Source organism: Streptomyces sp. NBC_00425, assembly GCF_036030735.1.
Lineage (GTDB): Bacteria > Actinomycetota > Actinomycetes > Streptomycetales > Streptomycetaceae > Streptomyces.
Genome location: NZ_CP107928.1, coordinates 4,883,290 through 4,909,295 on the forward strand (window position 1 = coordinate 4,883,290; position 26,006 = coordinate 4,909,295).

Genomic DNA, 26,006 nt, shown 5'->3' on the forward strand with positions numbered 1-26,006 from the left:
CCCTCTCCTCAGTACGCCAGGGCACGGTCGACGGCGTCGAGCACCCGGTCCAGGCCAGGCAGGTACTCCTCCTCCAGGCGCGCCGGCGGGTACGGGGCGTGATAGCCGCCGACCCGCAGGACCGGCGCCTCCAGGTGGTAGAAGCAGCGCTCCGTGATCCGGGCGGCGATCTCCGCGCCCGATCCGAAGAACACCGGCGCCTCGTGGACCACGACCAGGCGGCGGGTCTTCTCCACCGACGTCTGGATCGAGTCGAAGTCCAGCGGGGAGACCGAGCGCAGGTCCAGGACCTCCAGGTTCTTGCCCTCCTCGGCGGCCGCGGCGGCGACCTCCTGGCAGAGCTTCACCATCGGACCGTAGGCGACCAGCGTCAGGTCCGTGCCCTCACGGACGACCTGGGCCTTGTGCAGCGGGCCCGGGATGGCCTCGGTGTTGACCTCGCCCTTGTCCCAGTAGCGCCGCTTCGGCTCGAAGAAGATCACCGGGTCGTCGCTCTGGATGGCCTGCTGCATCATCCAGTACGCGTCGGAGGCGTTGGACGGGGAGACGATCTTCAGGCCCGACACGTGCGCGAAGAGCGCCTCGGGGGACTCCGAGTGGTGCTCGACCGCGCCGATGCCGCCGCCGTAGGGGATGCGGACGACGACCGGCATCTTGACCTTGCCCAGCGAGCGCGCGTGCATCTTCGCGAGCTGGGTGACGATCTGGTCGTAGGCCGGGAAGACGAAGCCGTCGAACTGGATCTCCACGACCGGGCGGTAGCCGCGCAGGGCCATGCCGATCGCGGTGCCGACGATGCCCGATTCGGCGAGCGGGGTGTCGATGACGCGGCTCTCGCCGAAGTCCTTCTGCAGACCGTCCGTGACGCGGAAGACGCCGCCGAGCTTGCCGACGTCCTCGCCCATGACGAGGACCTTGGGGTCCGTCTCGAGGGCGCGGCGCAGCGACTCGTTGATCGCCTTGGCCAGGGCCAGGTTCTTGGTGCTCACGCTGTCCGCCATGTCAGTTTCCCCCCGTACCCGCGGCGAAGCCGCTGTCGGACTCCGTCGCGAACGACTCCTGGTACGCGGCGAACTGCGCGCGCTCCTCGTCGACGAGCGCATGTCCGTCCGCGTACACGTTCTCGAAGATGGCGAAGTGGTCCGGGTCCGGCATGGCGCGGACCGCTTCGCGCACTCGCCTTCCCAACGCCTCGCTCTCCGCCTCGAGTTCCGCGAAGAATCCCTCGTCCGTGTGGTTCGACGCCTCGAGGTGGCGGCGCAGGCGCAGGATCGGGTCCTTCGCCTCCCAGGACTCGCGCTCCTCGTCGGCCCGGTACTTGGTGGGGTCGTCGGAGGTGGTGTGCGCGCCCATGCGGTACGTGTACGCCTCGACGAGGGTGGGGCCCTCGCCGTTGCGGGCGCGCTCCAGCGCCCATCTGGTGACCGCGAGGCAGGCGAGGACGTCGTTGCCGTCGACGCGGACGCCCGGGAAGCCGTAGCCCTGCGCGCGCTGGTAGAGCGGGACGCGGGTCTGCTTCTCGGTGGGCTCGGAGATCGCCCACTGGTTGTTCTGGCAGAAGAACACGACCGGGGCGTTGTAGACGGCGGAGAAGGTGAAGGACTCCGCGACGTCGCCCTGGCTGGAGGCGCCGTCGCCGAAGTAGGCGATCACCGCGCTGTCCGCGCCGTCCATGGCGACGCCCATCGCGTACCCGGTCGCGTGCAGCGTCTGGGAGCCGATGACGATCGTGTAGAGGTGGAAGTTGTTGCCGTTGGGGTCCCAGCCGCCGTTGTTCACGCCGCGGAACATCCCGAGGAGGTTGGTCGGGTCGACGCCGCGGCACCAGGCGACGCCGTGCTCGCGGTAGGTCGGGAAGACGTAGTCGTCGTCGCGCAGGGCCCGGCCGGAGCCGATCTGGGCGGCCTCCTGGCCGAGCAGCGAGGCCCACAGACCGAGCTCGCCCTGACGCTGCAGGGAGGTGGCCTCGGCGTCGAAGCGACGGGTGAGCACCATGTCGCGGTACAGGCCGCGGAGGTCTTCGGGGGTGACGCCGGCGACGTACTGGGCGAACTCGGCGTTCTTCGCGTTCTTGACCCGCTTGCCCTCCGGCGTCAGCAGCTGCACGAGCTCGGGCTCGGCGCTCTTCCCGGCGCCGGCGCGGGTGGTGCGCCCGGTGCCGGTGCCGCCGGCCTTGCTTCCGGCGCTGCGTCGCGGCTTGCGCGCGGCAGTGCTCTCCACGGTCACGTGTGCTCCTCCGTCGTTCCGGCCCCCGGGGTTGCCGGGTGGCTGGGGGTCCCCCGGCTCTTTGGGAGCCTGGGGGAGCGGCTCACCTGTTTCCGACACCCGTGCACGGGGTGGGTGCCGCTCGGCCGGAACAGGCGTGACAGGTGCCCCGGCGAGCGCCCTGCAGTCATCACGTTACCCAGTGCTCCACATACTTGTGAAACCCCTCCTGACCTGCGTTTTTGCTTGGATTTCCAAGTAAATCGGCAAAGTCGGGAAGGACCCTGGTCACAGCCTTGCAGGAGGCCGGAGCAACGGCACGTTAACCCGCCCACCCAGGCCACGGGAAGAGTCAGTATGTGAGACCGGGTGGGGTAACGGGCTCCGCCGGGCGCTTCCGGGCGCCGTCGAACGCCGCCGGATGCCACCCGCGCACGCCCCGAGGCGACCACCGGCGACCACCTGTGACATGTGTTGACCTCAGGTGACAGCTCGTGACTTTCTGTGACAACGCCCAGCTCACGGCCTCGTCCCGTGCCCTAGCATCGGGCGCGTGCCGCGCTCTTGTGTACCACCGCCCATGCCCCACGCGCCCCCTCTGAGCGCTCTGCTCCGCCGGTACGCCGCCGGTACCGCGCTCGCCTGCGAACCCGTTGACGAAGGCCTGCTGAACCGCGGATACCGGCTGCGCACCACCCGAGGCCGCTATTTCCTCAAGCACCATTTCGACCCCGACACCGCCGATCCCGTCCGTGTCGCCCGTCAGCACCGGGTCACCGAGCGACTGGCCGACCTCGGCGTGCCGGTCGCTCCCCCGCTGCCCGCCCACGACGGACGCACGGTCTCCGTCGTCGGCGGCCGCGTCTACGCCCTGCACCCCTGGGTCGAGGGCCGGCACCGCCACGGCGCCCAGCTCACCGCAGGCCAGTGCGGCCGTCTGGGGGCGCTGCTGGGGGTGGTGCACGCCAGCCTGGAGCACGTGATGCGCACGGCGCGCGAGCCGGATCGCGCTCCCTGCGCGCAACGCGCTCCGGCGCGCGGTCCCCAGGCGTCCGCCCAGCCGAGCGCGGACCCCGCCGACACCTTCGTCCTCATCGACGACCTCCTCGCGCGCGTGCAGCGCCGCCGCCCCGCCGACGCCTTCGACGAGCTCGCCCGCCACCGCCTCCTGGAGCGCCGCATGCTGCTGGAACGGCACGCGGACCGACGGCCGCCGCACACCGGGCCGGTCGGCTGGGTGCACGGGGACTTCCACCCCTTCAACCTGCTCTACCGCGGAGACGCGCCCGCCGCCATCGTCGACTGGGACCGGCTCGGCGTACAGCCCCGCGCGGAGGAGGCCGTCCGCGCCGCCGCGATCTTCTTCGTCCGGCCCGACGGAACGCTCGACCTGCCGAAGGCGAGGGCGTACGCACGCGCGTACCGGCGTGCGGCCGGCGCCGCTCCCTGCGAACTCGCGGCGGCCGTGCACCGCGTCTGGTGGGAGCGCCTCAACGACTTCTGGATGCTGCGCTGGCGCTACGAGCGCGGCGACACCCGCGCGGACCCGCAGTTCCCGGCGGCCTCCGCGCTGGCCGTCTGGTGGACCCGGGAGTACGACGCGGTCCGCTGCGCGTTCACCGGGTGACCGGGACACCGGCGCCGCCCACGGGCCACCGCCGGTCGTCCCACGTCGCTCAGTTGCCGAGGCCCGCGCCGCCGAGGGTCGTGGTGCCCTGGTCCGCGCCGCCCGTCGGATCCGGCGAGGCCGGGGGACTCGGATCGGTCTGCGGGTCGGACGGCTTGTCCGACGGCTGGGTGGCCGTCTCGTCGTCCGTCGGTTCGTCGCTGGCGGACTCGGACGGCGAGGAGGACGCCGAGCGCGAAGGCTTGTACGACGGCGAGTAGTTGTGGTTGTCGTTGGATCCCGTGCCGTCGTCCGTGCTGTCGCCCGTGGACGTGTCGGTCTCCTCGTCGCTCGGCTCCGCGCTCGGGGAGGCGTCCGAGGCGGTCGGCGAGACGGACGGCGACGTGCTGGTCCCGCCGCCGCCGGTGCCGTCACTCTTGTTGTTCAGCGCGAGCGCGACGCCCGCGGCGATGGCGATCACCGCGAAGACGGCGAGGATCCACAGCTTGCCGCGGCCGCTGCCCTTGTTGCCGTGGCCCTCGAAGCCGCCGTCGTCACCGCCGCCGTAGCCGGTGGGCAGGATCGGCTGCGGGATCTGCGAGGTGTGGGAGCCGTCCGCGCCGTGCGGCAGCACGGTGGTGCTCGCGAAACCGCCGGACGGCGTGCCGCGGCCGTCGGCGACGCCCACCGGTCCGGTGTTCCAGGTGCCGGTGTGCCCGCCCTGGTCGTACAGCATCTGCAGCCCGTACTGGACGAGGCCGCGCATCTCCTCCGCCGTCTGGAAACGGTCGTCGGGGTCCTTCGCCAGCGAGCGCATGACGAGGCCGTCGAGCTCCGGCGGGCACTCGCCGCCCGAGGTGCGCGACGGCGGCACCGGGATGTCCTGGACGTGCTGGTAGACCACCGACAGCGGCGTCTCACCGGTGAAGGGGGGACGCAGCGCGAGCAGTTCGTACAGCAGGCAGCCCGTCGCGTACAGGTCGGAGCGGTGGTCGACGGCCTTGCCGAGGGCCTGCTCCGGGGAGAGGTACTGCGGCGTGCCCATCACCATGCCGGTCTGCGTCATCGTCGTGGACGCGCCGTGCAGGGCGCGCGCGATGCCGAAGTCCATCACCTTGACCGCGCCGTTGTGCGTGATGATCACGTTCGCCGGCTTGATGTCACGGTGCACGATGCCGTGCTGGTGCGAGTAGGCGAGCGCCTCGAGCACACCGGAGGTGATGATCAGGGCCTGCTCGGGCCCGGGCGCCTCGGCGTTCAGCAGGAGGTCGCGGATGGTGCGTCCCTCGACGATCTCCATCACGATGTACGGCACGCTCTGGCCGCCCACGAAGTCCTCGCCGGAGTCGTACACGGCGACGATCGCGTGGTGGTTGAGACCGGCCACCGACTGCGCCTCACGCGTGAAGCGGGCCTTGGACACCGGGTCCTCGGCCAGATCGGCGCGCAGCAGCTTGACCGCGACGGTGCGTCCCAGACGCACGTCCTCGGCTGCGAACACCTCGGCCATGCCGCCCCGGCCGAGTCTGCGGGTCAGCCGGTACCGGCCGTCTCCGACGAGCCCTCCGTTGCCCCAGTTCTCCGGCGCATCTGACATACCGCCGCCAGTCGCCTCGGGGTCGGACGGGCCCTGAGCGCGCTGCTGTGCCATCAGTCCTCGCCGTCGTTTCTGCCCGCGGTGCGCGCGGTGTTGTCACGGTCTCCGTCGGCCACGCTACAGCCTCCGCGCAATCCTCCGGTCCGGGACGATCGCCATGATGACGCCCCGGACCGGCCCGGGCGCGGGTCCGGGACGGACGGGTCATGCAACCCGCACCCCGTGCCGGCGTGCAAATCCTGTGTACCTGCCGTACGGCAGCTGTAACGCTTCCGCGACGCTTCTTTCTCGTAGGGTCACGGAACGGGCACCGAACTTGACGTGTCGGTGCCCTGCGGCAGACTTGGCCGGGAATAGCACTTTGGATCAACGGCAGTCAACGGTGCCGAAGGCCTACGGGGGACGCAGAAGATGAGCCACGACGGCGGGCAAGGCCGGTACGCGGGGCGGGCGCTCGCCGCCGGCCGCTATCAGCTGCGCGACCTGCTCGGCGAGGGCGGCATGGCCTCGGTGCACCTCGCCTACGACGCCGTGCTCGACCGGCAGGTCGCGGTCAAGACCCTGCACACCGAGCTGGGCCGCGAACAGGCCTTCCGCGAGCGGTTCCGCCGCGAGGCCCAGGCCGTGGCCAAGCTCACGCACACCAACATCGTCTCCGTCTTCGACACCGGAGAGGACGAGGTCGAAGGACTGACGACTCCGTACATCGTCATGGAGTACGTCGAGGGCCGCCCGCTCGGCTCGGTGCTCGACGAGGACGTGCGGCAGCAGGGCGCGATGCCCGCCGACAAGGCGCTGAAGATCACCGCGGACGTGCTGGCGGCACTGGAGATCAGCCACGAGATGGGGCTGGTCCACCGCGACATCAAGCCCGGCAACGTGATGATGACCAAGCGTGGCGTGGTCAAGGTGATGGACTTCGGCATCGCGCGCGCGATGCAGTCCGGCGTCACCTCGATGACGCAGACCGGCATGGTGGTCGGCACCCCGCAGTACCTCTCGCCCGAACAGGCCCTGGGGCGCGGCGTGGACGCCCGGTCCGACCTCTACTCGGTCGGCATCATGCTGTTCCAGCTGGTCACCGGTCGGCTGCCGTTCGAGGCGGATTCGCCGCTTGCGATCGCGTACGCGCACGTACAGGAGGAGCCGGTGGCTCCTTCGTCGATCAACCGAGCGCTGCCGCCGGCCGTCGACGCGCTCGTCGCCCGCGCGCTGAAGAAGAACCCGAACGAGCGTTTTCCGACCGCGGTCGCGATGCGCGACGAGTGCCTGCGCGTCGCCGCGTCCTTCCAGCCGGCCCCGCCGAGCATCGTCCCGGGCGCGCCCACGGCGAGCGGCGCGGGAGTCGGCTCCGCGGTGTTCCCGCCGGTCGGCCAGAACACCCCGGCACCTCAGGGCAACGTCCAGACGCCCTACCAGCCCGCGCCGAACCCGAACCCGTACGGCACCCCGACGCCGTCACCCTCCTACGGCTACCCGCAGCAGGGCGGCTATCAGACGCCGGCGCCGGCCTACAACCACCAGCAGCCGCCCACCCCGCCCGGGTACCACCTGAGCCCGCAGGCGTCGGCCGCGGTGGCCCCGGGCGACAGCCGCCGCCGGAGCAAGGCCGTGTCCATCTGCTCGGCCGTGGTCGCCGTGGTGGCGGTCGGCGGCCTCATCGGCAGCCTCGCCACGAACGGGGACGGCGACGACGCCAAGGGCGGCGGGACCAGCGCCTCGCCCTCGGCGACCAAGGCCGCGGGCTACCGCGCGCCCGACCCCAGCAAGACGATCGAGGCCACGGAGTGCTCCGAGCCCCGGGAGTCGTACAACGACCCCGACAAGATCCAGGTCCCGGACTTCAAGTTCAAGTACATCGGCTCGGTCAAGGAGTGCTTCCAGGCCGCCAGCTGGCAGTACAAGATCATCAAGGTGGACGAGAACACGTACGGCGACGGGGCGATCATGGATCAGTTCCCCGCCGCGGGGACGGACGTCGACCCGAAGGACATGCCCGAGATCCAGCTGCGGGTGTCCTCCGGCAACCCGGCTTCCTGACGCACAAGGCGCGGGGCACGGCAGCGCAGTACGAGGAGAGGGGCCCGGCGTCATGGACGCCGGGCCCCTCTCCTCGTGCCGTCGGTTCGGGTGGTCGGGTCCTACAGGTACGGTCCGCCGGTGCGGCCGCCCGCGCGCGGGTCGTCGCCGCCCTCGTGGCCGACTCCCGGCGGCAGGGCGCGCCGCATCTGCTCCAGCTGGGCGCGCGCGGCCATCTGCTGCGCGAAGAGGGTGGTCTGAATGCCGTGGAAGAGGCCCTCGAGCCAGCCGACCAACTGGGCCTGCGCGATCCGCAGCTCCGCGTCGCTCGGGGTCGACTCCTCGTTGAACGGCAGGGAGAGCCGCTCCAGTTCCTCGACCAGTTCCGGCGCCAGGCCGTCCTCCAGCTCCTTCACCGAGCTCGAGTGGATCTCCTTCAGCCGGGCCCGGCTCGCCTCGTCCAGAGGAGCCGCGCGCACCTCCTCGAGCAGTTGCTTGATCATGCTGCCGATGCGCATCACCTTCGCGGGCTGCTCGACCTGCTCCGTCACCGGGATCTCACGGGAGTCCTCGTCGGCGTCGATGCCGCCCAGCGCCATGCCGTCCTGGCCGACGACCAGGATCTTCTGGGCGTTCTCCGGCGACCGTTCGTTCCTCGACATCTCCATGCCGCCATTCTCGCGCACGCTCCGCCCGGTCACCGTGCCGCCCCCGCGACAGACGCCCCGAGTTCCCGTTCGGCGGATTCCGTAATGCGGCCCCATTTCACGAATGTGAGGCTTGTCGCGTCCTTTCTTGGCGACTAGGTCTCCTCCGGGCGGCCGGGTACTGGGAGGGGGTCACGGACGTGACTCCATGGCAGCGGACGTCGGGCGCGACGCGTACCGGCGATCGAGGGTGCGCAACGGTGCGCGTACGGAAGCGGACACGGCGCACGGCCACGCTCGTGCGGACGCCGACGGCGACGGGGGCGGTGGCCCTGGCGGGTGTGTGCCTGCTGCTGCCGGTCGGCGGCGCGTCGTACGCGGCCGCCCCGGCGCACGCCGTCGCGCCGCGGTCCGCCTCCCCGTCCCCGTCCGCCTCCTCCCGTGAACCGGACCGGGCGGGCAGCCGGGCGGGCGAAGGCCGGCAGCGCCCCGGGCGGGCGGCCGACGAGGCCGAGGCGGCGGACGACGCCTCCGGCGTGGGCGCGCTGCCCCACGAACCGGACGAGGCGAGCGCCGGCGACGCGGAGGCCGGGGACGGCGACACCGGCGACGACAGCGCCGCGACCGCGTCGCCGGAGGCCGCCGTTCCCGCGACACCGGCCGCGCCGCGGGACGACGTACGGCAGGCGGCCGCCCAGGGGGAGCGGTCCGACGGTCCCGTGCTGCAGATCCTGCCGCTCGGCAGCGGCCTCGTCCTCATCGGCCTCGGCATCGCCCTCGCCCTCGCGGCGCTGCGGCTGCGGCGCGGATAGCCGCGGCCGCACGGGCGGGCCGTCCTCAGGGGGCGATCAGCAGCACCTTGCCGACATGGCCGCTCTCCTCGACGACGCGGTGGGCGGCGGCCGCCTCGCTCATCGGCAGTTCGCAGTCGACGACGGGGCGCACATGGCCGGCCGCGAGCAGCGGCCAGACGTGCTCGCGCACGGCCGCCACGATCGCGGCCTTCTCTCCCGGCGGCCGGGCCCGCAGCGACGTCGCGCTGACGGCGGCCCGCTTCCCGAGAAGCATGCCGATGTTCAGCTCCGCCTTGACGCCGCCCTGCATGCCGATGATCGCGAGCCTGCCGTTGACGGCGAGAGCCTGCACGTTGCGGTCCAGGTACTTCGCGCCCATGTTGTCGAGAACGACGTCGGCGCCCGCGCCGTCGGTGGCCTTCTTCAGCTCTGCGACGAAGTCCTGCTCGCGGTAGTTGATCAGGATGTCGGCGCCCAGCCCGGCGCACCGGACCAGCTTCTCGGCGGTGCCCGCGGTGACGGCGACCGTCGCGCCGAAGGCTTTGGCCAGCTGGATCGCCATCGTGCCGATGCCGCTGGACCCGCCGTGCACCAGCAGCGTCTCGCCCGGCCGAAGGTGGGCGATCATGAAGACGTTCGACCAGACGGTGCTGGTGACCTCGGGGAGCGCGGCGGCCTGCCGCAGGTCGACGCCCTGCGGCACGGGCAGCAGCTGGCCGGCCGGCACGGCGACCCGCTGGGCGTATCCGCCGCCCGCGAGCAGCGCGCACACCTCGTCGCCGACGTTCCAGCCGGACACCCCCGGGCCGAGCGCGGCGATCCGGCCCGAGCACTCCAGGCCCGGGTGGCGGGAGGCCCCGGGCGGCGGGTCGTAGAAGCCCTGCCGCTGCAGGATGTCGGCGCGGTTGACGGCGCTGGCCACCACCTCGACCAGGACCTCGCCCTCGCCGGGTACGGGATCGGGGACCTCGTCCCAGACCAGCGCCTCGGGACCACCGGGTTCGGGAATCGTGATCGCATGCATGAGGGCGACGCTACTCCTCCCCCGTCCGCCTCCTCCGGTCATGGTCCGGCCTGCTCCGGTCAGGGTCCGGCCTCCTGCGGTCAGGGTCCGGCCTGCTCCAGTCATGATCTGCGGCCGGCGTCGAGGGGCCTCCGGTCGAGGGGCCTCCGGCGGAAATCCACGTGCGATCACCGATGAGTTCCGGCAAAGGTAAAGGTCTCCCCATGCGTAGCCCGAGTACGCGGAAGGAACCCCATGAGCGATCACCCCGCCGGCCCGGCGATCGAGACCGTGGGCCTGGTGAAGACGTTCGGCGGCACCAGGGCGGTGGACGGCGTCGACCTCACCGTGCCCACCGGCACGGTCTACGGTCTCCTCGGCCCGAACGGCGCCGGCAAGACCACCACCGTCAAGATGCTCGCCACCCTGCTGCGGCCGGACGGCGGTGAGGCCCGGATCTTCGGTCACGACGTCGTCCGGGAGGCCGACGAGGTACGCGGCCGGGTCAGCCTCACCGGCCAGTACGCCTCCGTCGACGAGGACCTCACGGGCACCGAGAACCTGGTGCTGCTGGGGCGGCTCCTCGGACACGGCAAGAAGGCGGCGCGGGAGCGGTCCGCCCAGCTCCTGGCCGCGTTCGGGCTCGCGGAAGCCGCCGCGAAGCAGGTCAAGCACTACTCGGGCGGCATGCGGCGGCGCATCGACATCGCCGCCTCCATCCTCAGCACGCCCGACCTGCTCTTCCTCGACGAGCCGACCACGGGACTCGACCCGCGCAGCCGCAACCAGGTCTGGGACATCGTGCGGGCGGTGGTCGCCCAGGGCACCACCGTGCTGCTGACCACGCAGTATCTCGACGAGGCCGACCAGCTCGCGTCCCGGATCGCGGTCATCGACCGGGGCCGGGTCATCGCCGAGGGCACGAAGGGCGAACTGAAGGCGTCCGTCGGCGCCGGCTCCGTCCATCTGCGGCTGCGCGACGCCGCTCAGCGGACGACGGCCGAGCAGGTGCTGCGGCTGACCCTCGACGCAGACGTCCAGCCCGAGCCGGACCCCGTGGCGCTGACCGCCCGGCTGAGCGCCGCCGCGCAGGACGGTGCCGCCGAGCAGGCCGCCCGGGCCCTCGGCGAACTCGCCCGGGCCGGCGTCACCGTCGACAACTTCTCCCTGGGCCAGCCCAGCCTGGACGAGGTGTTCCTCGCCCTCACCGGACACGACACACAGGCCGACACGGGCAGCCCGGCGGCTCGGGAAGGCGAGGAGGCGGCATGAGCACCACGACCACCACGACGGACGTCCAGGCCCTCGCGCCCGTCAGCGCCGAGTCACTGGCCGCCCTCCTCGTCATGAAGGAGCGGCCGTCGCGGCCGAGCGCGCTGTCCGCCTCCCTGACCTTCGGCTGGCGGGCCATCCTCAAGATCAAGCACGTCCCGGAACAGCTCTTCGACGTGACCGCCTTCCCGATCATGATGGTGCTGATGTACACCTACCTCTTCGGGGGCGCCCTGGCCGGCTCCCCGGAGAAGTACATCCAGTTCCTGCTGCCGGGCATCCTGGTGATGTCGGTCGTGATGATCACCATGTACACGGGCGTCTCGGTGAACACCGACATCGAGAAGGGCGTCTTCGACCGCTTCCGGTCGCTGCCGATCTGGCGGCCGTCGACGATGGTCGGCTATCTGCTCGGCGACGCCCTGCGCTACGCGATCGCATCCGTGGTCATGCTCACCGTGGGCATCGTGCTCGGCTACCGGCCGGACGGCGGGGTCGCGGGAGTCGTCGCCGGGATCGCCCTGCTGATCGTCTTCTCGTTCGCGTTCTCGTGGATCTGGACGATGTTCGGGCTGCTGCTGCGCACCGAGAAGTCGGTGATGGGCGTCAGCATGATGGTGATCTTCCCGCTCACCTTCCTGTCCAACGTGTTCGTCGACCCGCACACCATGCCGGGGTGGCTGCAGGCGTTCGTCAACAACAGCCCGGTCACCCATCTCGCCTCGGCGGTGCGCGGGCTGATGGCGGGCGACTGGCCGGGCGCCGAGATCGCCTGGACGCTGGGCTGGGCGGGGCTGTTCGTGCTGGTCTTCGGGCCGGTGACGATGCGGCTGTACAACCGCAAGTAGCGCGAGCCGTGAGCCGGCATCGGCGCCGGCGCTCCCCGCCGCCGCACCGAAGCCCGCCCGCGCCGAATCCGGCGGCCCTGCGGCTCCGCGGCTCCGCGGCCATGCGGCCGGCGCGCGGCCCGCCGACGCGCCGGCCCGCCTCAGGCCGGCGGGAGCGGCGGGATGCCCGGCATGCCCGGCGTCCCGAGCGGGGCCCGACCGGGGCCCGGGCCGATCCGCACGATCGCGACCAGCCGGTCCGTCGGTTCCAGCACCCCGATCGCCGGATCGTCGTAGGCGAGCACCCGGTGGCCGCGGACGACGCTCACCACCAGGTCGGCCGTCTCCCGGGGCCCCCGGCCGACCTCGGCCTTGGTGACGGGCCGTTCCACGAGGTCGAGCCCGTCGCCCTGCCGGATGAGGTCCTCCATGACGCTGCCCGCCGCCGGGCTGAGCACGGACAGACCGAGGAGCCGGCCGGCCGCTCCGGCACTGGTGATGACCTCGTCGGCGCCGGACTGCCGGAGCAGCGGCGCGTTCTCCTCCTCACGGACCGCCGCCACGATCTTCGCCCCGGGATTGAGCTGCCGGGCCGTCAGCGCCACCAGCACCGCCGTGTCGTCGCGCTGGGTCGCGATGACGATCCGCCCCGCCCGCTGCACCTCAGCCCGCCGCAGCACGTCGCTGCGCGTGGCATCGCCGACGACCCCCTCGTAGCCCTCCGCCCGGGCCGCGTCGATCACCTTCGCGCTCGGGTCGATCACCACGACCTGCTCCTTGCGCAGCCCGGAGGCACAGGCCGTCCGGATGGCGGACCGCCCCTTCGTTCCGAAGCCGACGACGACAGTGTGGTCGCGCAAGGGGACCTCCGGGATCATGGACATCTGCGGGCTCATGGACACGTGTTGCAGCATGACGGGCGCGGGCCCGCCGGGAACCATGGTGCCCACCGTTCGGATCACCATCACAGGGGGCACGGGTTGAAGGACCACGAACGACCACCGGCACGTCCGGCCAGACTGTCCCTCTTCAGATCCCTCTGGTACCGCTCACGCACCGAGGCCCGGGACGACGCCGAGGCGGGCCGCTCCATCACGATGCCCGTACGGATCGGCGCGCCCCCGCTGTTGCAGGTGCTGCGCCGCCTCAGCGTCGCCCTGCTGGTGCTCGCGATCACCACACTGATCGTCTACGCCGACCACGACGGCTACAACGACAACTCGGACGGCTCCGTGAGCCTCCTGGACGCCGCCTACTACGCCACCGTCACGCTCTCCACCACCGGCTACGGCGACATCACGCCGGTCAGCGACACGGCCCGGCTCATCAACATCCTCGTCATCACCCCGCTGCGCGTCCTGTTCCTGATCATTCTGGTCGGCACCACCCTCGAAGTGCTCACCGAACGTACCCGGCAGCAGGTCCGCATCCACCGCTGGCGGGTCCGCACCAGCGGCCACATCGTGGTCGTCGGCTATGGCACGAAGGGCCGGCACGCGGTGCAGACGCTGGTCGGGAACGGCATTTCCAAGGACCAGATCGTCATCGTGGACGCACAGCGCAAGTCCGCGGTCGCGGCCGGCGACGACGGACTGGTGTCGGTGACGGGAGACGCCACCCGCTCGGAGACCCTGGTGAAGGCCGAGGTCCAGAACGCCTCCCAGGTGATCGTGGCTCCCCAGCGCGACGACACCGCGGCCCTCGTCACCCTGACCGCGCGTCAGCTCAACCGGCGCGCCACGATCGTCGTCGCCGCCCGCGAGGACGAGAATGTGCCACTGCTCAAACAGAGCGGCGCGGACACCGTGGTCACCAGCTCCAGCTCCGCCGGCCGGCTGCTCGGCGTGTCGATGGTCAGCCCGACCGTGGCCCAGACGCTGGAGAACCTGATGACTCTCGGCAGCGGCCTGGACCTCATCGAACGCCCGGTCTCCACGGCCGAGGTGGGAGAGGAGCCGCGCTCCTGCGCGGATCTGATCGTGGCCGTCGTCCGGGGCAAGCAGCTCCTGGACTACACCGACCCCCGGCTCGCCCGTCTCCGGTCGGGGGACCGTGTGATCACCGTCAGCCGGGCCGCACCGGTCTCCGACGAGCAGGGAAGTTTCACGTGAAACACCGCGTCGCGGAACACCGCGCCGTGAACACGGCGTCATGAGAGAACACGTCATGAGAGAACGCTTCGTGGAAGAACGCTTCGTCATCACCGCTTCGTGAGAGACCGCCTGTTTCACGTGAAACAGGCGCCGACCCCGGCCGTCGCCCACGGCAGGTCGAGGAGTTCGGCCTCCTGACCTGCCCGCGCGCCACCCGGCGGCACGACGGCGAGGGCGTCGGCCGCCGCGATGCCGCGCAGCATGGCCGGCCCGTTGTAGTGCAGCGCAACGGCGTGGTCCCCTCGTAGGGACACCGGGACGAGCCGGGTGTCGTACGGATGCCCGTGCACCGTGTCCCGCAACGGCAGTGCGTACGGCTCGGGCGCCGGGCGGGCGGCCAGGGTCCGCACCAGCGGTTCCGCCAGCGTGAGCAGGCCGGAGACGGCCGCGAGGGGGTTGCCGGGCAGACCGACGAGGTGTTGGTCGTCCTTGGTGCGGGCCAACAGCATGGGATGGCCGGGGCGTACCTTCACGCCGTCGACGAGGAGTTCGGCGTCGATGCGGCGCAGGACGGGGTGCACATGGTCGACGGGGCCCGCGGCGGTGCCTCCGGTGGTGACGATCAGGTCGGCGCCCGAGCCGGTGACCGCCTTGTGCAGGGCCTTCGCGTCGTCGCCGAGCCTGCGCACGGCGATGACGTCGGCGCCGAGCGCCCGCAGCCACGGGGGCAGCATCGGGCCGAGCGCGTCCCGGATGAGTCCGTCGCGCGGGCGTCCCTCGGCGAGCAGTTCGTCGCCGAGGACGAACACCTCGACCCGGGGCCGGGGGACGGCGGTCAGCGTGTCGTATCCGGCGGCAGCCGCGAGACCGAGCACGGCCGGCGTCACCACCGCTCCGGCGAGCAGCAGCTGGTCCCCGCTGCGGCACTCCTGGCCCCGCGGCCGGATGTCCTGGCCGTGCTGCATCTCGCGAGTGGGGTGCAGCCGGCCGTTGTCGTCGGTGCGCCCGTGCTCGCTGCGCAGCACCGCGGTGGTGTCCGGGGGGATGCGGGCTCCGGTGGCGATCCGGACGGCCTCGCCGTCGGCGAGGGGCGCGGGGGCCGTGCTGCCGGCCAGCACACCCTCGTCCCGGACATGCCAGGGGCCCGGGCCGGCGACGGCCCAGCCGTCCATCGCCGAGGTGTCGAACGAGGGCAGGTCGGTGAGGGCGGTCAGCGGGGCGGCGAGGACGAGACCGAGGGCGTCGCCGAGAGTCACGGAGACGGGGGTCCGGCGGGCTGCGAGGGGCCGTGCCGCCCGGGCGGCGACCGTGCGGGCCTCGGGCCAGGGGGTCGCCCGGTGGTGGTGCTCCTGTGCGGGGGTCCGACGACCTGTCTCCGGGGTGCGCGACGGCGGGGCGCCCTCGCTCGCACGCCGTCCCGGACGGTGGTCACCGGTCGGGCGGGCGGGGCTGTTGCCGTCCTTCACGAGGGCGAGCGCCTCCTCGACGTCGAGGTCCTCGGCGTCGAGACCCTGTCCCGTGCCGCCGGGGGTCATCCGGCGTCCGGTCCGGAGCGGGTGGGCTCCGCGCCCGCGGTGTCGGTGCCGGCGGGTTCGGCGCCGGTGGTGTCCCCGCCGACGGGTTCCGTGCCGGTGGGTACGGTGCCGGTCGGTTCCGTGCCGGTGGGTTCGACGGCTCGGTCCTGCTCGGTCTGCGCCTCCTGGGCCCAGCGCAGCGCGAGGGCGGTGGCCTTGCGGGCGGCCTCGGCGACGGCCTCGGGGCCTCCCTGGGCCCGCGCGGCCGCGTAGCCGACCAGGAAGGTGGTCAGCGGGGCCGCGGGCCGAGCCACCCCGTGGGCGGCGTCCCGCGCGAGGTCGAGCAGGGCGCCGGTGTCGACGTCGAGGTCGATGCCCAGTTCGTCCTTGACTGCGGAGATCCATTCATCCAACACGTGGTCATGCTCCCTGATCCGTGCCCTGGCGGAGGCGATGTCGTCCCAGGTGTCGCAGTCGAACGAAGCGACGGGGTCGGGGACGCGGGTGAGTTCGAGTCCGGCGGTCAGCCGGCGCAGGGGCAGCCCGGCGAGACCGCCCCGGTCCGCGGTGAGCACCGCCAGTTCGCGGCGCAGGGCCGCCGTACGGTACGCGGCGACGAGCGGCTGGTCGCGGCCTTCGCCGTCGGTGAGCAGCACGCCCTCGCCCGTTCCGGCGCGCAGGACGCCCAGCAGCCGCCGCACGGTGTCCGCGGTGAGGAACGGCAGATCGGCGGAGAGGACGAGGACGTCGTCCGCCGCGGTGTGACGCAGACCGGCGTCGAGCGCGGCGACGGGACCCGCCCCGGGCGGGTCCTCGCGCGCCCAGCGCACCGGCCGGTCGGTGGGGCGGTGGGCGGCGACGACGACGGTGGCGCGCGCGTCGACGCAGGCCGCGAGCACCCGGTCCAGCAGCGCGCGCCCACCCACCCGCACACCCGGTTTGTCGGCGCCGCCCAGCCTGCGGGCGCCGCCGCCGGCCAGCACGACGGCGTCGTAGACGGCGGACTCGTTCGAGGTCACCCCACGAGTATGCGGTCCGCCCGGGGCAGCCGGTCCCCCTGGATCACGGGGAGCGCACGGGCCCGTCCGGGCTCACAGCGTGCGCAGCAGCACCGCCGGCTGCTCCACGCAGTCCGCCACGTGGCGCAGGAAACCGCCGGCCGTGCCTCCGTCGCACACCCGGTGGTCGAAGGTGAGCGAGAGCTGGACGACCTGCCGCACGGCCAGTTCGCCCTCGTGCACCCATGGCTTGGGCACGATGCGGCCGACGCCGAGCATGGCCGCCTCGGGGTGGTTCACGATCGGCGTGGATCCGTCGACACCGAACACGCCGTAGTTGTTCAGCGTGAACGTGCCGCCGGTCAGATCGGCCGGGGTGAGGCGTCCGGCACGGCCGGCCTCGGTGAGCCGGGCGAACTCCGCGGTGAGGCCCTCGGCGTCTCTGGCGTGCGCGTCGCGGACGACCGGGACGACGAGTCCGCGCTCGGTCTGCGCGGCGAATCCGAGGTGGACGTGGTCGAACCGGACGATCTCGCGGGCCGCCGTGTCGACGCTGGAGTTGAGCTCGGGGAACCGGGCCAGGGCCGCGGTGCAGATCCGGGCGAGCAGCGCGAGGAGCGAGATCTTCGGTCCGCCGGCCGCGTTCATGGCGGCGCGGGCGCGCATCAGCTCCGTCGCGTCGGCGTCCACCCAGCAGGTGGCGTCGGGGATCTCCCGCCGGCTGCGGGAGAGCTTGTCGGCGACGGCGCCCCGGACGCCCTTGAGGGGGATACGAAGGCCGTCGGCGGAGGTGCCCGGCGCGGGCGTCACGTCGGCGTCCGGCAGGGACCGCGCGGACTGGGAGCCGACCGGCGCGGCAGGAGCACGCAGGGCGTTCTCCACATCGGCTCGCAGGATCAGCCCCTCGGGTCCGGAGCCGGTGAGCTGCCGCAGATCCAGGCCGTTCTCCCGCGCCAGGCGACGCACCAGCGGAGAGATCACAGGGACGGGACCGTCGGGCGCCGGGTGCGGGGCGCGGACGGCACCGGCCTCGACCGGCACCGCCACGGGAGCCGGAGCGGCGCCGGACGGGGCAAGCGGCGCCGCCGCCGGAGCCGTCGCGGCCTCGGAGGGGGAGTGCGTCGTCGCCGGAGCGACGCCAGGCCTCGTCATCGGAGCGGCGGCCGGCGGCGTCGGCCGCACCCGCCTGCGCCGTGCCGGGGCCTCGGACGTGCCGTACCCCACCAGCACGTTGCCCGAGCCCTCGGCCGCGCCGGCCGGTCCACCCCGTCCGGGCGGGTCGGCGGGCCCGAGCGCGTCGCCGGAAGCGGGGGCGCCGACCGCGACCGTGATCAGCGGGGCGCCGACGGGCAGTTCCGTGCCCTCCTCGCCGAAGCGGGCCGTGACCACGCCGCCGTAGGGGCAGGGCACCTCGACCATCGCCTTGGCCGTTTCGACCTCGACGACCGGCTGGTCGACGGCGACCACGTCGCCGACCTGGACCAGCCAACGGACGATCTCCGCCTCGGTGAGCCCTTCTCCGAGGTCGGGCAGCTTGAACTCCAGCACCTGTGCCATCAGTTCCCGGCCTCCCACTGCAGCCGCGCCACGGCGTCCAGGATGCGGTCGACGCCGGGCAGGTGATGGCGCTCCAGCATCGGCGGCGGATACGGCAGATCGAACCCGGCGACGCGCAGCACCGGCGCCTCCAGGTGGTGGAAGCAGCGCTCGGTGACGCGGGCCGCGATCTCTCCGCCCGGGCCGCCGAACGAGCCCGACTCGTGGACGACGACCGCGCGGCCGGTGCGCCGCACCGACGCGGCGACCGTCTCGTCGTCGAAGGGCACCAGGGACCGCAGGTCGACGACCTCGAGGTCCCACCCCTCGGCCCGCGCCGCCTCGGCGGCCTCGAGACAGACCGGCACCGACGGCCCGTACGTGATCAGGGTCGCGCTGCGGCCCGGGCGCCGCACGACCGCACGGCCGATCGGCTCGACCGACTGCGGTTCCTGCGGGTTCCAGGAGTCCTTGGACCAGTACAGGCGCTTGGGTTCGAGGAAGACGACCGGGTCGTCGGAGGCGATGGCGGCGCGCAGCAGGCCGTAGGCGTCGGCGACCGTGGCGGGCGTGACGACGTGCAGGCCCGGCGTCGCGATGTAGTACGCCTCGGAGGAGTCGCTGTGGTGCTCGACGCCGCCGATGCCGCCGCCGTAGGGCACGCGGACGGTGATCGGCAGGGGCATCCGGCCGCGGGTGCGGTTGCGCATGCGCGCGACATGGCTGATGAGCTGCTCGAACGCCGGATAGGCGAAGGCGTCGAACTGCATCTCCACGACCGGGCGCAGGCCGTACATGGCCATGCCGACGGCGGTGCCGAGGATGCCGGCCTCGGCGAGCGGGGTGTCCGTGCAGCGGTCCTCGCCGAACTCCTTCGCGAGCCCGTCGGTGACCCGGAACACCCCGCCGAGGGCGCCCACGTCCTCGCCCAGGACGTGCACGGCCGGGTCGGCGGCCATCGCGTCACGGAGCGCGCGCGTGAGTGCCTGCGCCATGGTGGCGGGCTTGAGGGCGACCGTCGTCATCAGTGCGCGCCTTCCTGCTCGGCCTCGAGCTCCGCCCGCAGCAGATCCTGCTGCTCGCGCAGCTGCGGGGTGGGTTCGGCGTACACGTGGGAGAACAGGTCCATGGGGTCGAGGACCGCGTCCTGGTTCATCCGGGCGCGCAGGTCGGCGGCCATCTCCTCGGCGGCCTCGCGCACGGTGCGCCGGGTGTCGTCGTCGAGCAGCCCGCGCGCGGTCAGTTCGTGCTCCAGCAGCTCGATCGGGTCGTGCTCACGCCAGGTCTCGACCTCGGCGTCGGCGCGGTAGCGGGTCGCGTCGTCGGCGTTGGTGTGCGCGTCGATGCGGTACGTCACCGCCTCCACGAGGGTCGGCCCGCCGCCTTCACGCGCGCGGCGCACGGCGTCGGCCAGCACCTCGTGCACGGCGACCGCGTCGTTGCCGTCGACCAGCCGGCCCGGCATGCCGTATCCGACGGCCTTGTGGGCCAGCGACGGGGCGGCGGTCTGCTTGGCGAGCGGCACGGAGATCGCGAAGCCGTTGTTCTGCACGAAGAAGACGACGGGCGCCTGCCAGACGGCGGCGAAGTTCAGCGCCTCGTGGAAGTCGCCCTCGCTGGTGCCTCCGTCGCCGACCATGGCGAGCGCGACCACGTCGTCGCCCTTGAGGCGGGCGGCGTGCGCGAGGCCGACGGCGTGCGGGAGCTGGGTGGCGAGCGGGGTGCACAAGGGCGCGACCCGGTGCTCGTAGGGGTCGTAGCCGGTGTGCCAGTCGCCGCGCAGCAGGGTGAGGGCCTCGACCGGGTCCACACCGCGTGCGACGACGGCGAGGGTGTCGCGGTAGCTGGGGAAGAGCCAGTCCCGCTCCTGCAGGACGAGCGCGGCGGCGACCTCGCAGGCCTCCTGGCCGGTGCTGGACGGGTAGACGGCGAGTCGGCCCTGCTTGGTGAGGGCGGTGGCCTGGACGTTGTACCGACGACCGCGCACCAGCTGCGCGTGCAGCCTGCGCAGCAGCTCCGGGTCGGCCTGCGCGGCCGCCTCGGTGCCGAGGACGCGGTACGGCTCCGCGTCGGGCAGCAGCGGCGCGGGGTCGGTACGGGGCTGCCAGGCCGGCGGCGGAGTCGGCCGGTACGCGCCCCGCTGCTCCATGACCGTCATGACGGCACCTCCTCGGAGGAGTGGCTACGGGCGGCGCGTCGGTTGTGATGCGCCTCACCTACCGATTGTTCGGTCGTCGGCACATTTTGGCTACAGGGCCCCTCAGGCTGTGGACAAACGGTTCTCCACAGCCTGAGATGGGTGCAGTACGTCCATACGGGAGAGGCAGGGGGACATGGCACCTGAACAAATGGCCGAAGGGCCACAGAGCGGTGCCGCGCTTCCGACGGGCGATTTCGCGTCGGACGGCCCCCGGCCTTCCGGCGGTTCCGCACCGAGCAGTCCGCAGCCTTCGGGCGCTTGCGCACCGAGCGGTCCCCAGCCGCCGGGAGGCCCTCCGCCGTCCTCCGGGACCGGGACCGGCCCTTCGCCGTCGGCCGGCGCCCCGCTGCCGCCGCCGCGCCCGCTCGACGCCATCGACCAGGACATCCTGCAGATGCTCCAGGCGGACGGCCGCGCCTCCATACGGTCGGTCGCCGAACGGGTCCACGTCTCGCGGGCCAACGCCTACGCGCGGATCAACCGGCTCATCGAGGACGGCGTCATCCGCGGCTTCGGCGCCCGCGTCGACCACGAGCGGGCGGGACAGGGCACGAGCGCCTACATCACCCTGACGATCGTGCAGAACTCCTGGCGGACCGTGCGCGAGCAGCTCAGACGGCTGCCCGGCGCCTCCCACATCGCCCTCGTCGGGGGCGACTTCGACGTCCTGCTCCTGGTGCACACACCCGACAACCGGGCGCTGCGCGAGGTGGTCCTCACCCGTCTCCAGGCGATCCCGGAGGTGCTCAGCACCCGCACCCTGCTCGTGTTCGAGGAGGAGGACCTGGAGCCCCAGGGCTGAGCCCTAAGGGGCCGTGCGCAGCCCTTCGAAGACGAGCCGCACCACCGCGTCCGCCACCTCGCTCTCGACCATCCCGCGGCCGCCGGGCCGGTACCACTCGACGATCGAGTTGATCATCCCGAAGACCAGGCGGGTCGCGAGGCGCACCTCCATGTCGCCGCGCACCTCCCCCTCGGCGGCGGCCGCCCTCAGCAGCTCGGCGACCCGGTGGTCGAAGTCCCGGCGCCGCTCCAGGGCCCACCGCTCGGTGTCGGTGTTGCCGCGCACCCGCAGCAGCAGCGTCACGTACGGCAGTTCACCTATGAGGACCTCGACCATGCGCCGCACGACGTACTCGAGGCGTTCCGAGGCGTGCCCCGCGCGCGCGTGCTCCTCGTCGAGGATCGCGAACAGTCCGTCCAGCGCCCGGCTGACGGCACGCCGCAGGAGTTCCTCCTTGCCGGCGACGTGGTGGTAGATCGACGACTTGGAGATGCCGGCCGCCCTGGAGAGGTGCTCCATGGAGGTGCCGTCGTAGCCGCGCTCGTTGAAGACCTGGACGGCGACGGAGAGCAGGCTCTCCGGGGTGTACGTGTCGCGCTTGGCGGTGGTCACGAGGCGCCCTCCCGCTTCTCCGTGGCGTAGGAGTGCCGGTAGAGCGCGAGGGACGGCGCGTAACGCCCGGAGGGGTCGCGTTCGTGCAGGTCGTCGAGGAGGGCGCAGGCCCAGGTGCGGCCGAGCCGGCGGCTCCACTCGAACGGGCCGAGGGGGTAGTTCACGCCGAGGCGCATGGCGGTGTCGACGTCCTCCTCGGTGGCGACGCCCTTGGCGACCGCGTCGTGCGCGAGGTCGACGATCCGGGCGACCGTGCGGGCGACGATCATGCCGGGGACGTCCCCGATGACGCTGACGTCCTTGCCGAGCGCCTGGAACAGGCCGACCGCCTCGGACATGGTCTGGGGGGAGGTGTCCTGGGAGGAGGCGAGCGCGATGCGGGTGGCCTTGCGGTAGTCCAGGGCGAGGTCGAAGTAGACGACGTCGCGGAACTCCACGGAGGTCTGGCCGTCGGCGAGGGCGAGCTGGCCGCCGCCGGGCAGCACCAGGCGGGTGCCGTGGTCCTCGTCCTCCTCGCGGACCTGGATGCCCGCCTCCCGGATCAGCGCGAGCAGCTCGGACGCGGGGCCCAGGTTGCCCTCGGCGACGACGTACGCGGGCGGCCGGGCCTTCTCCGCGGTGTGCGGCTCGGCCGGTTCGGCGCCCTCCCGGTAGTCGTACCAGCCCTGGCCGCTCTTGCGGCCGAGGCGGCCCGACTCCACGAGGCGCCGCTGGGCGAGCGAGGGCGTGAAGCGCACGTCCTGGAAGAAGGACTGCCACACGGAGTGCGTGACGGACTCGTTGACGTCCTGTCCGATCAGGTCGGTCAGCTCGAAGGCGCCCATCCGGAAGCCGCCCGACTCGCGCAGGATCGCGTCGATGGTGGCCGGGTCGGCGCCCTGCGCCTCGTAGACGGCGAACGCCTCGGCGTAGAAGGGCCGCGCGATGCGGTTGACGATGAAGCCGGGGGTGTCGGCGCAGGCGACGGGCGTCTTTCCCCAGGCCCGGGCGGTCTCGTACGCGCGCGTGGCCGACGTGACGTCGGTGGCGTACCCGGAGACGACCTCGACCAGCGGCAGCAGCGGCGCCGGGTTGAAGAAGTGCAGGCCGACGAAGCGCCCCGGGTTGCGCAGGGCGCCGGCGACCGCGGTCACCGACAGGGAGGAGGTGTTGGTGGCGAGCAGGCAGTCCTCGCCGACGACGTCCTCCAGTTGCCGGAACAGCTCCTGCTTGGCGTCCAGCCGCTCGACGACGGCCTCCACGACCAGGGAGCAGTCCGCGAGGTCGGCGATGCTCTCCGCGGGCCGCAGCCTGGCGCGTGCCTCGTCCCGGTCGGCGGCGGCGAGGCGGTCCTTCTCGACGAGCCGGTCCAGGCGTGCGCCGATCGCGGCGGCCGCCTCGCGGGCACGGCCGGGAACGGCGTCGTACAGCCGCACGGGGTGTCCCGCGACCAGGGCGACCTGGGCGATGCCCTGGCCCATGGTGCCGGTGCCGACGACGGCGACGGCGCTGCTGGGGTCGAGTCCTGTCATGTGCGCGATCCTCCCGCACGGGGATTTCCACAGATGCGGCAGGCCCCCTTGTCCCGACCGATCGTTCGGTTACTCTAGCCGTGACTGGCTGTTCCTGCCCAGGTTTCCGCCAGGTCATGAGCTCGACGGAGAGTTCTCAAGACGAGGAGTTGGTCCCGCATGGCCGCCGCCGAACTGACCGCGCACGCTCTGATCGCCCAGCACCGGCCCACCCTCGACCAGGCCCTGGAAGCGATCCGCACGCGCGCGTACTGGTCCCCCCACCCGGAACACCCCAAGGCCTACGGGGAGAACGGCAGCCTGGACGCGGCAGCCGGGAAGGCCGCCTTCGACGCCGTCCTGAACACCCGTCTCGACCTCGGCCAGCCCGGCACCGACGGCTGGGTGGGCGGCGAGGTCTCGCCGTACGGCCCCGAACTCGGCGTCTCCTACCCGCACGCGGACGTGGACACCCTGCTGCCCGCGATGCGCTCCGGACAGCGCGCCTGGCGGGACGCGGGCGCGGAGGTCCGCGCGCTGGTCTGTCTGGAGATCCTCAAGCGGATCAGCGACCGCACCCACGAGTTCGCCCATGCCGTCATGCACACGTCCGGCCAGGCCTTCATGATGGCCTTCCAGGCCGGCGGCCCGCACGCCCAGGACCGCGGTCTGGAAGCGGTGGCGTACGCCTACGCCGAGCAGGTCCGCACCCCCGGCACGGCGGAGTGGAGCAAGCCCCAGGGCAAGCGCGACCCGCTCGCGATGACCAAGAGCTTCACGCCCGTCCCGCGCGGCGTCGCCCTGCTCATCGGCTGCAACACCTTCCCGACCTGGAACGGCTACCCCGGCCTGTTCGCGTCGCTGGCCACCGGCAACGCGGTCCTGGTCAAGCCCCACCCGCGCGCGGTGCTGCCGCTCGCGCTGACCGTGGGCGTCGCACGCGAGGTGCTCGCCGCGGCCGGCTTCGACCCGAACCTGGTCGCGCTGGCCGCCGAGCGCCCCGGCGAGGGCATCGCCAAGACGCTGGCCACCCGCCCCGAGATCCGGATCGTCGACTACACCGGCTCGACCGCCTTCGGCGACTGGCTGGAGGCCAACGCCCGCCAGGCGCAGGTCTACACCGAGAAGGCCGGCGTCAACACGGTGCTCGTGGAGTCGACCGCGAACTACAAGGGCATGCTCGCCAACCTGGCGTTCTCGCTGTCCCTGTACAGCGGCCAGATGTGCACCACCCCGCAGAACCTGCTGATCCCCCGCGACGGCATCCGCACCGACGAGGGCCCGAAGTCCTACGACGAGGTCGTCGCCGACCTCGCCCGCTCGGTCGACGGTCTCCTCGGCGACGACGCGCGCGCGAACGCCCTGCTCGGCGCGATCGTCAACCCCGACGTCAAGGCCCGTCTGGAAGCCGCGGCGGGCCTCGGCGAGGTCGCCCTCGCCTCCCGCGAGGTCGCCAACCCGGAGTTCCCGGACGCGATCGTGCGCACCCCGGTGATCGTCAAGCTCGACGGAGCCAAGCCGGACGACGAGGCCGCCTACATGAGCGAGTGCTTCGGCCCCGTCTCCTTCGCCGTCGCGGTCGACTCCGCGGCCGACGCGGTGGCCCTGCTGCGGCGCACCGTGCGGGAGAAGGGCGCGATGACGGTCGGCGCGTACACCACCGACGACCAGGTCGAGCAGGCCGTCCAGGAGGTCTGCCTGGACGAGGCCGCCCAGCTCTCCCTGAACCTCACCGGCGGCGTCTACGTCAACCAGACGGCCGCGTTCTCCGACTTCCACGGCTCGGGCGGCAACCCGGCGGCCAACGCGGCCCTCACCGACGGCGCCTTCGTCGCGAACCGCTTCCGCGTCGTCGAGGTCCGCCGGGACGCCTAGGAGACGCTCCGGGCGCCCCCGTCGGCACAAGGGGGCGCCCACGGGGCCAAAACCTACGGGGCGGAGGCTCCGGAGAGGTGCGGGGCGCCCCCGGCGGCACTCCAGTGGTACAGCGTCATGGCCACACTGGTCGCGAGGTTGTAGCTGGAGACCTGGGGGCGCATCGGCAGGGCGAGAAGACGGTCGGCCCGTGCGCGCAGCTCGGGGGAGAGTCCGCTGCGCTCCGAGCCGAACGCGAGGAGCGCGTCGTCCGGGAGCTCGACGCCCCGGATGTCGTCGCCCTCCGGGTCGAGGGCGAACACCGGCCCGGCCGGCAGTTCGTCGACCGTCAACCGCTCCACGGCCGTCGCGAAGTGCAGCCCCGCCCCGCCGCGCACGACGGTCGGATGCCACGGGTCGAGTGTGCCGGTGGTGACCACCCCGGTCGCCCCGAATCCGGCGGCGAGCCGGATCACCGCCCCCGCGTTGCCCAGGTTGCGCGGGTTGTCCAGAACCACGACCGGGGTGGCGCGGGCCGGCTGCCCGAGCCTGTCCAGGTGGGCCTCCCGTGAGGGCCGGACGGCCAGGGCGGCGACCGCGGTGGGATGCGGACGCGGCACCAGGGACGCGTACGTCGCCCCAGTGACCTCTGTCAGGAGCCCGGCCAGCGTCTCGCGCACGTCGGGGGCGAGTTCCCCGGCCAGGGCGAGCGCCGCCGCCCGGTCGACGGCGACCGCCACCGGGACCTCCGCCCCGAAGCGCACGGCGTGCTTGAGGGCATGGAAGCCGTCGAGCAGGACGGTGTCGTCGGCGAGCCGGCGCCATCGGCCGAGCGGGTCGAGACCTGCGGTCACGGGGTCGGTCATGCCGTGAACCCTACGTGGGCACTCCCGGCGCGGGCCTGCGCCGGGAGCCGCCGGACCTGCGCCGGACCTGCCGGACCTGCGCCGGACGC

The 26,006-nt window shown here is 72.7% G+C and carries 21 protein-coding genes and 1 pseudogene; 8 read left to right on the plus strand and 14 right to left on the minus strand.

Features of this window, described 5'->3' with window-relative positions; translation table 11 throughout:
* Positions 1 to 8: 8 nt before the first annotated feature.
* Both OHS82_RS20975 and pdhA (OHS82_RS20980) read right to left on the minus strand, forming a co-directional pair.
* Positions 9 to 1,001 (minus strand): alpha-ketoacid dehydrogenase subunit beta, encoded by a 993-nt coding sequence (locus OHS82_RS20975; protein ID WP_057578047.1) that lies wholly within the window; start codon positions 999 to 1,001, stop codon positions 9 to 11.
* 1 nt (position 1,002) lies between these two features.
* On the minus strand, positions 1,003 to 2,226 hold the full coding sequence (pdhA, locus tag OHS82_RS20980; RefSeq protein ID WP_057578048.1) for a pyruvate dehydrogenase (acetyl-transferring) E1 component subunit alpha: 1,224 nt from the start codon (positions 2,224 to 2,226) through the stop codon (positions 1,003 to 1,005).
* Between the two features lie 559 nt (positions 2,227 to 2,785).
* Between pdhA (OHS82_RS20980) and OHS82_RS20985 the strand changes: the two genes are divergently transcribed.
* Positions 2,786 to 3,832, plus strand: a complete 1,047-nt coding sequence (locus OHS82_RS20985; RefSeq protein ID WP_057578049.1) for a phosphotransferase — start codon at positions 2,786 to 2,788, stop codon at positions 3,830 to 3,832.
* A 49-nt stretch (positions 3,833 to 3,881) separates the two neighbouring features.
* Here the strand turns inward: OHS82_RS20985 and OHS82_RS20990 are convergent, their stop codons facing one another.
* A complete protein-coding gene (locus OHS82_RS20990) occupies positions 3,882 to 5,465 on the minus strand; it encodes a protein kinase domain-containing protein (RefSeq protein WP_328436089.1) in 1,584 nt (527 codons plus the stop codon).
* A gap of 354 nt (positions 5,466 to 5,819) precedes the next feature.
* On the opposite strand from OHS82_RS20990, the gene OHS82_RS20995 reads away from it, so the two are divergent.
* On the plus strand, positions 5,820 to 7,448 hold the full coding sequence (locus OHS82_RS20995) for a Stk1 family PASTA domain-containing Ser/Thr kinase (RefSeq protein ID WP_328434292.1): 1,629 nt from the start codon (positions 5,820 to 5,822) through the stop codon (positions 7,446 to 7,448).
* Between the two features lie 101 nt (positions 7,449 to 7,549).
* Here OHS82_RS20995 and OHS82_RS21000 read toward each other — a convergent pair whose 3' ends face one another.
* Complete coding sequence (locus OHS82_RS21000) at positions 7,550 to 8,095, minus strand: bacterial proteasome activator family protein (RefSeq protein ID WP_057578052.1); 546 nt, start codon at positions 8,093 to 8,095, stop codon at positions 7,550 to 7,552.
* 239 nt (positions 8,096 to 8,334) lie between these two features.
* On the opposite strand from OHS82_RS21000, the gene OHS82_RS21005 reads away from it, so the two are divergent.
* A complete protein-coding gene (locus tag OHS82_RS21005; RefSeq protein WP_157876339.1) occupies positions 8,335 to 8,886 on the plus strand; it encodes a hypothetical protein in 552 nt (183 codons plus the stop codon).
* Between the two features lie 25 nt (positions 8,887 to 8,911).
* On the opposite strand, the gene OHS82_RS21010 is transcribed toward OHS82_RS21005, so the two are convergent.
* A complete protein-coding gene (locus OHS82_RS21010) occupies positions 8,912 to 9,892 on the minus strand; it encodes an NAD(P)H-quinone oxidoreductase (RefSeq protein ID WP_057578054.1) in 981 nt (326 codons plus the stop codon).
* Between the two features lie 234 nt (positions 9,893 to 10,126).
* Between OHS82_RS21010 and OHS82_RS21015 the strand changes: the two genes are divergently transcribed.
* Positions 10,127 to 11,143, plus strand: coding sequence for an ATP-binding cassette domain-containing protein (locus tag OHS82_RS21015; protein ID WP_057578055.1), 1,017 nt, complete (start codon positions 10,127 to 10,129; stop codon positions 11,141 to 11,143).
* Entirely contained in the window at positions 11,140 to 11,991 is an 852-nt protein-coding gene (locus tag OHS82_RS21020; protein ID WP_328434293.1) for an ABC transporter permease, read from the plus strand. The genes OHS82_RS21015 and OHS82_RS21020 overlap by 4 nt, the downstream gene beginning before the upstream one ends.
* A 140-nt stretch (positions 11,992 to 12,131) precedes the next feature.
* Here the strand turns inward: OHS82_RS21020 and OHS82_RS21025 are convergent.
* Positions 12,132 to 12,830, minus strand: a pseudogene (locus OHS82_RS21025) (potassium channel family protein); the annotation flags it as partial.
* A gap of 120 nt (positions 12,831 to 12,950) precedes the next feature.
* On the opposite strand from OHS82_RS21025, the gene OHS82_RS21030 reads away from it, so the two are divergent.
* A complete protein-coding gene (locus OHS82_RS21030; RefSeq protein ID WP_107105195.1) occupies positions 12,951 to 14,081 on the plus strand; it encodes a potassium channel family protein in 1,131 nt (376 codons plus the stop codon).
* A 116-nt stretch (positions 14,082 to 14,197) separates the two neighbouring features.
* Here OHS82_RS21030 and OHS82_RS21035 read toward each other — a convergent pair whose 3' ends face one another.
* The 5 genes from OHS82_RS21035 to pdhA (OHS82_RS21055) all read right to left on the minus strand — a co-directional run bounded on the left by OHS82_RS21035 (position 14,198) and on the right by pdhA (OHS82_RS21055) (position 20,269).
* The gene (locus OHS82_RS21035) at positions 14,198 to 15,598 is read right to left on the minus strand and encodes a molybdopterin molybdotransferase MoeA (RefSeq protein ID WP_057578058.1); all 1,401 of its coding nucleotides are present in this window, start codon (positions 15,596 to 15,598) and stop codon (positions 14,198 to 14,200) included.
* The gene (locus tag OHS82_RS21040) at positions 15,595 to 16,596 is read right to left on the minus strand and encodes an NTP transferase domain-containing protein (protein ID WP_328434294.1); all 1,002 of its coding nucleotides are present in this window, start codon (positions 16,594 to 16,596) and stop codon (positions 15,595 to 15,597) included. Before OHS82_RS21040 ends, OHS82_RS21035 begins: the two co-directional genes overlap by 4 nt.
* 72 nt (positions 16,597 to 16,668) lie before the next feature.
* Positions 16,669 to 18,132 (minus strand): dihydrolipoamide acetyltransferase family protein, encoded by a 1,464-nt coding sequence (locus OHS82_RS21045; RefSeq protein ID WP_328434295.1) that lies wholly within the window; start codon positions 18,130 to 18,132, stop codon positions 16,669 to 16,671.
* Entirely contained in the window at positions 18,132 to 19,136 is a 1,005-nt protein-coding gene (locus OHS82_RS21050) for an alpha-ketoacid dehydrogenase subunit beta (RefSeq protein WP_057578060.1), read from the minus strand. The genes OHS82_RS21045 and OHS82_RS21050 overlap by 1 nt, the downstream gene beginning before the upstream one ends.
* On the minus strand, positions 19,136 to 20,269 hold the full coding sequence (pdhA, locus tag OHS82_RS21055) for a pyruvate dehydrogenase (acetyl-transferring) E1 component subunit alpha (RefSeq protein ID WP_057578061.1): 1,134 nt from the start codon (positions 20,267 to 20,269) through the stop codon (positions 19,136 to 19,138). The genes OHS82_RS21050 and pdhA (OHS82_RS21055) overlap by 1 nt, the downstream gene beginning before the upstream one ends.
* A gap of 388 nt (positions 20,270 to 20,657) precedes the next feature.
* Here pdhA (OHS82_RS21055) and OHS82_RS21060 point away from each other — a divergent pair, with 388 nt between their 5' ends.
* A complete protein-coding gene (locus OHS82_RS21060; RefSeq protein WP_057578187.1) occupies positions 20,658 to 21,113 on the plus strand; it encodes an Lrp/AsnC family transcriptional regulator in 456 nt (151 codons plus the stop codon).
* Between the two features lie 3 nt (positions 21,114 to 21,116).
* On the opposite strand, the gene OHS82_RS21065 is transcribed toward OHS82_RS21060, so the two are convergent.
* The gene (locus tag OHS82_RS21065) at positions 21,117 to 21,707 is read right to left on the minus strand and encodes a TetR/AcrR family transcriptional regulator (protein WP_057578062.1); all 591 of its coding nucleotides are present in this window, start codon (positions 21,705 to 21,707) and stop codon (positions 21,117 to 21,119) included.
* On the minus strand, positions 21,704 to 23,218 hold the full coding sequence (locus OHS82_RS21070; RefSeq protein WP_057578063.1) for a 3-hydroxyacyl-CoA dehydrogenase: 1,515 nt from the start codon (positions 23,216 to 23,218) through the stop codon (positions 21,704 to 21,706). The genes OHS82_RS21065 and OHS82_RS21070 overlap by 4 nt, the downstream gene beginning before the upstream one ends.
* Positions 23,219 to 23,377: 159 nt before the next feature.
* Between OHS82_RS21070 and paaN the strand changes: the two genes are divergently transcribed.
* Entirely contained in the window at positions 23,378 to 25,072 is a 1,695-nt protein-coding gene (gene paaN, locus OHS82_RS21075) for a phenylacetic acid degradation protein PaaN (RefSeq protein ID WP_057578064.1), read from the plus strand.
* 53 nt (positions 25,073 to 25,125) lie between these two features.
* On the opposite strand, the gene OHS82_RS21080 is transcribed toward paaN, so the two are convergent.
* Entirely contained in the window at positions 25,126 to 25,917 is a 792-nt protein-coding gene (locus OHS82_RS21080; RefSeq protein WP_057578065.1) for a TrmH family RNA methyltransferase, read from the minus strand.
* Positions 25,918 to 26,006: the final 89 nt, after the last annotated feature.

Bases quoted from the DNA above. Each gene is read 5' to 3' on its own strand.
- OHS82_RS21050 (WP_057578060.1), bottom strand. From the start codon at position 19,136: ATGACGACGGTCGCCCTCAAGCCCGCCACCATGGCGCAGGCACTCACG.
- OHS82_RS21035 (WP_057578058.1), bottom strand. From the start codon at position 15,598: ATGACCCCCGGCGGCACGGGACAGGGTCTCGACGCCGAGGACCTCGAC.
- OHS82_RS21015 (WP_057578055.1), top strand. From the start codon at position 10,127: ATGAGCGATCACCCCGCCGGCCCGGCGATCGAGACCGTGGGCCTGGTG.
- OHS82_RS21020 (WP_328434293.1), top strand. From the start codon at position 11,140: ATGAGCACCACGACCACCACGACGGACGTCCAGGCCCTCGCGCCCGTC.
- pdhA (WP_057578061.1), bottom strand. From the start codon at position 20,269: ATGACGGTCATGGAGCAGCGGGGCGCGTACCGGCCGACTCCGCCGCCG.
- OHS82_RS20995 (WP_328434292.1), top strand. From the start codon at position 5,820: ATGAGCCACGACGGCGGGCAAGGCCGGTACGCGGGGCGGGCGCTCGCC.
- OHS82_RS20975 (WP_057578047.1), bottom strand. From the start codon at position 1,001: ATGGCGGACAGCGTGAGCACCAAGAACCTGGCCCTGGCCAAGGCGATC.
- paaN (WP_057578064.1), top strand. From the start codon at position 23,378: ATGGCCGCCGCCGAACTGACCGCGCACGCTCTGATCGCCCAGCACCGG.
- OHS82_RS21080 (WP_057578065.1), bottom strand. From the start codon at position 25,917: ATGACCGACCCCGTGACCGCAGGTCTCGACCCGCTCGGCCGATGGCGC.
- OHS82_RS21070 (WP_057578063.1), bottom strand. From the start codon at position 23,218: ATGACAGGACTCGACCCCAGCAGCGCCGTCGCCGTCGTCGGCACCGGC.
- OHS82_RS21000 (WP_057578052.1), bottom strand. From the start codon at position 8,095: ATGGAGATGTCGAGGAACGAACGGTCGCCGGAGAACGCCCAGAAGATC.
- OHS82_RS20985 (WP_057578049.1), top strand. From the start codon at position 2,786: ATGCCCCACGCGCCCCCTCTGAGCGCTCTGCTCCGCCGGTACGCCGCC.
- OHS82_RS21045 (WP_328434295.1), bottom strand. From the start codon at position 18,132: ATGGCACAGGTGCTGGAGTTCAAGCTGCCCGACCTCGGAGAAGGGCTC.
- OHS82_RS21010 (WP_057578054.1), bottom strand. From the start codon at position 9,892: ATGCATGCGATCACGATTCCCGAACCCGGTGGTCCCGAGGCGCTGGTC.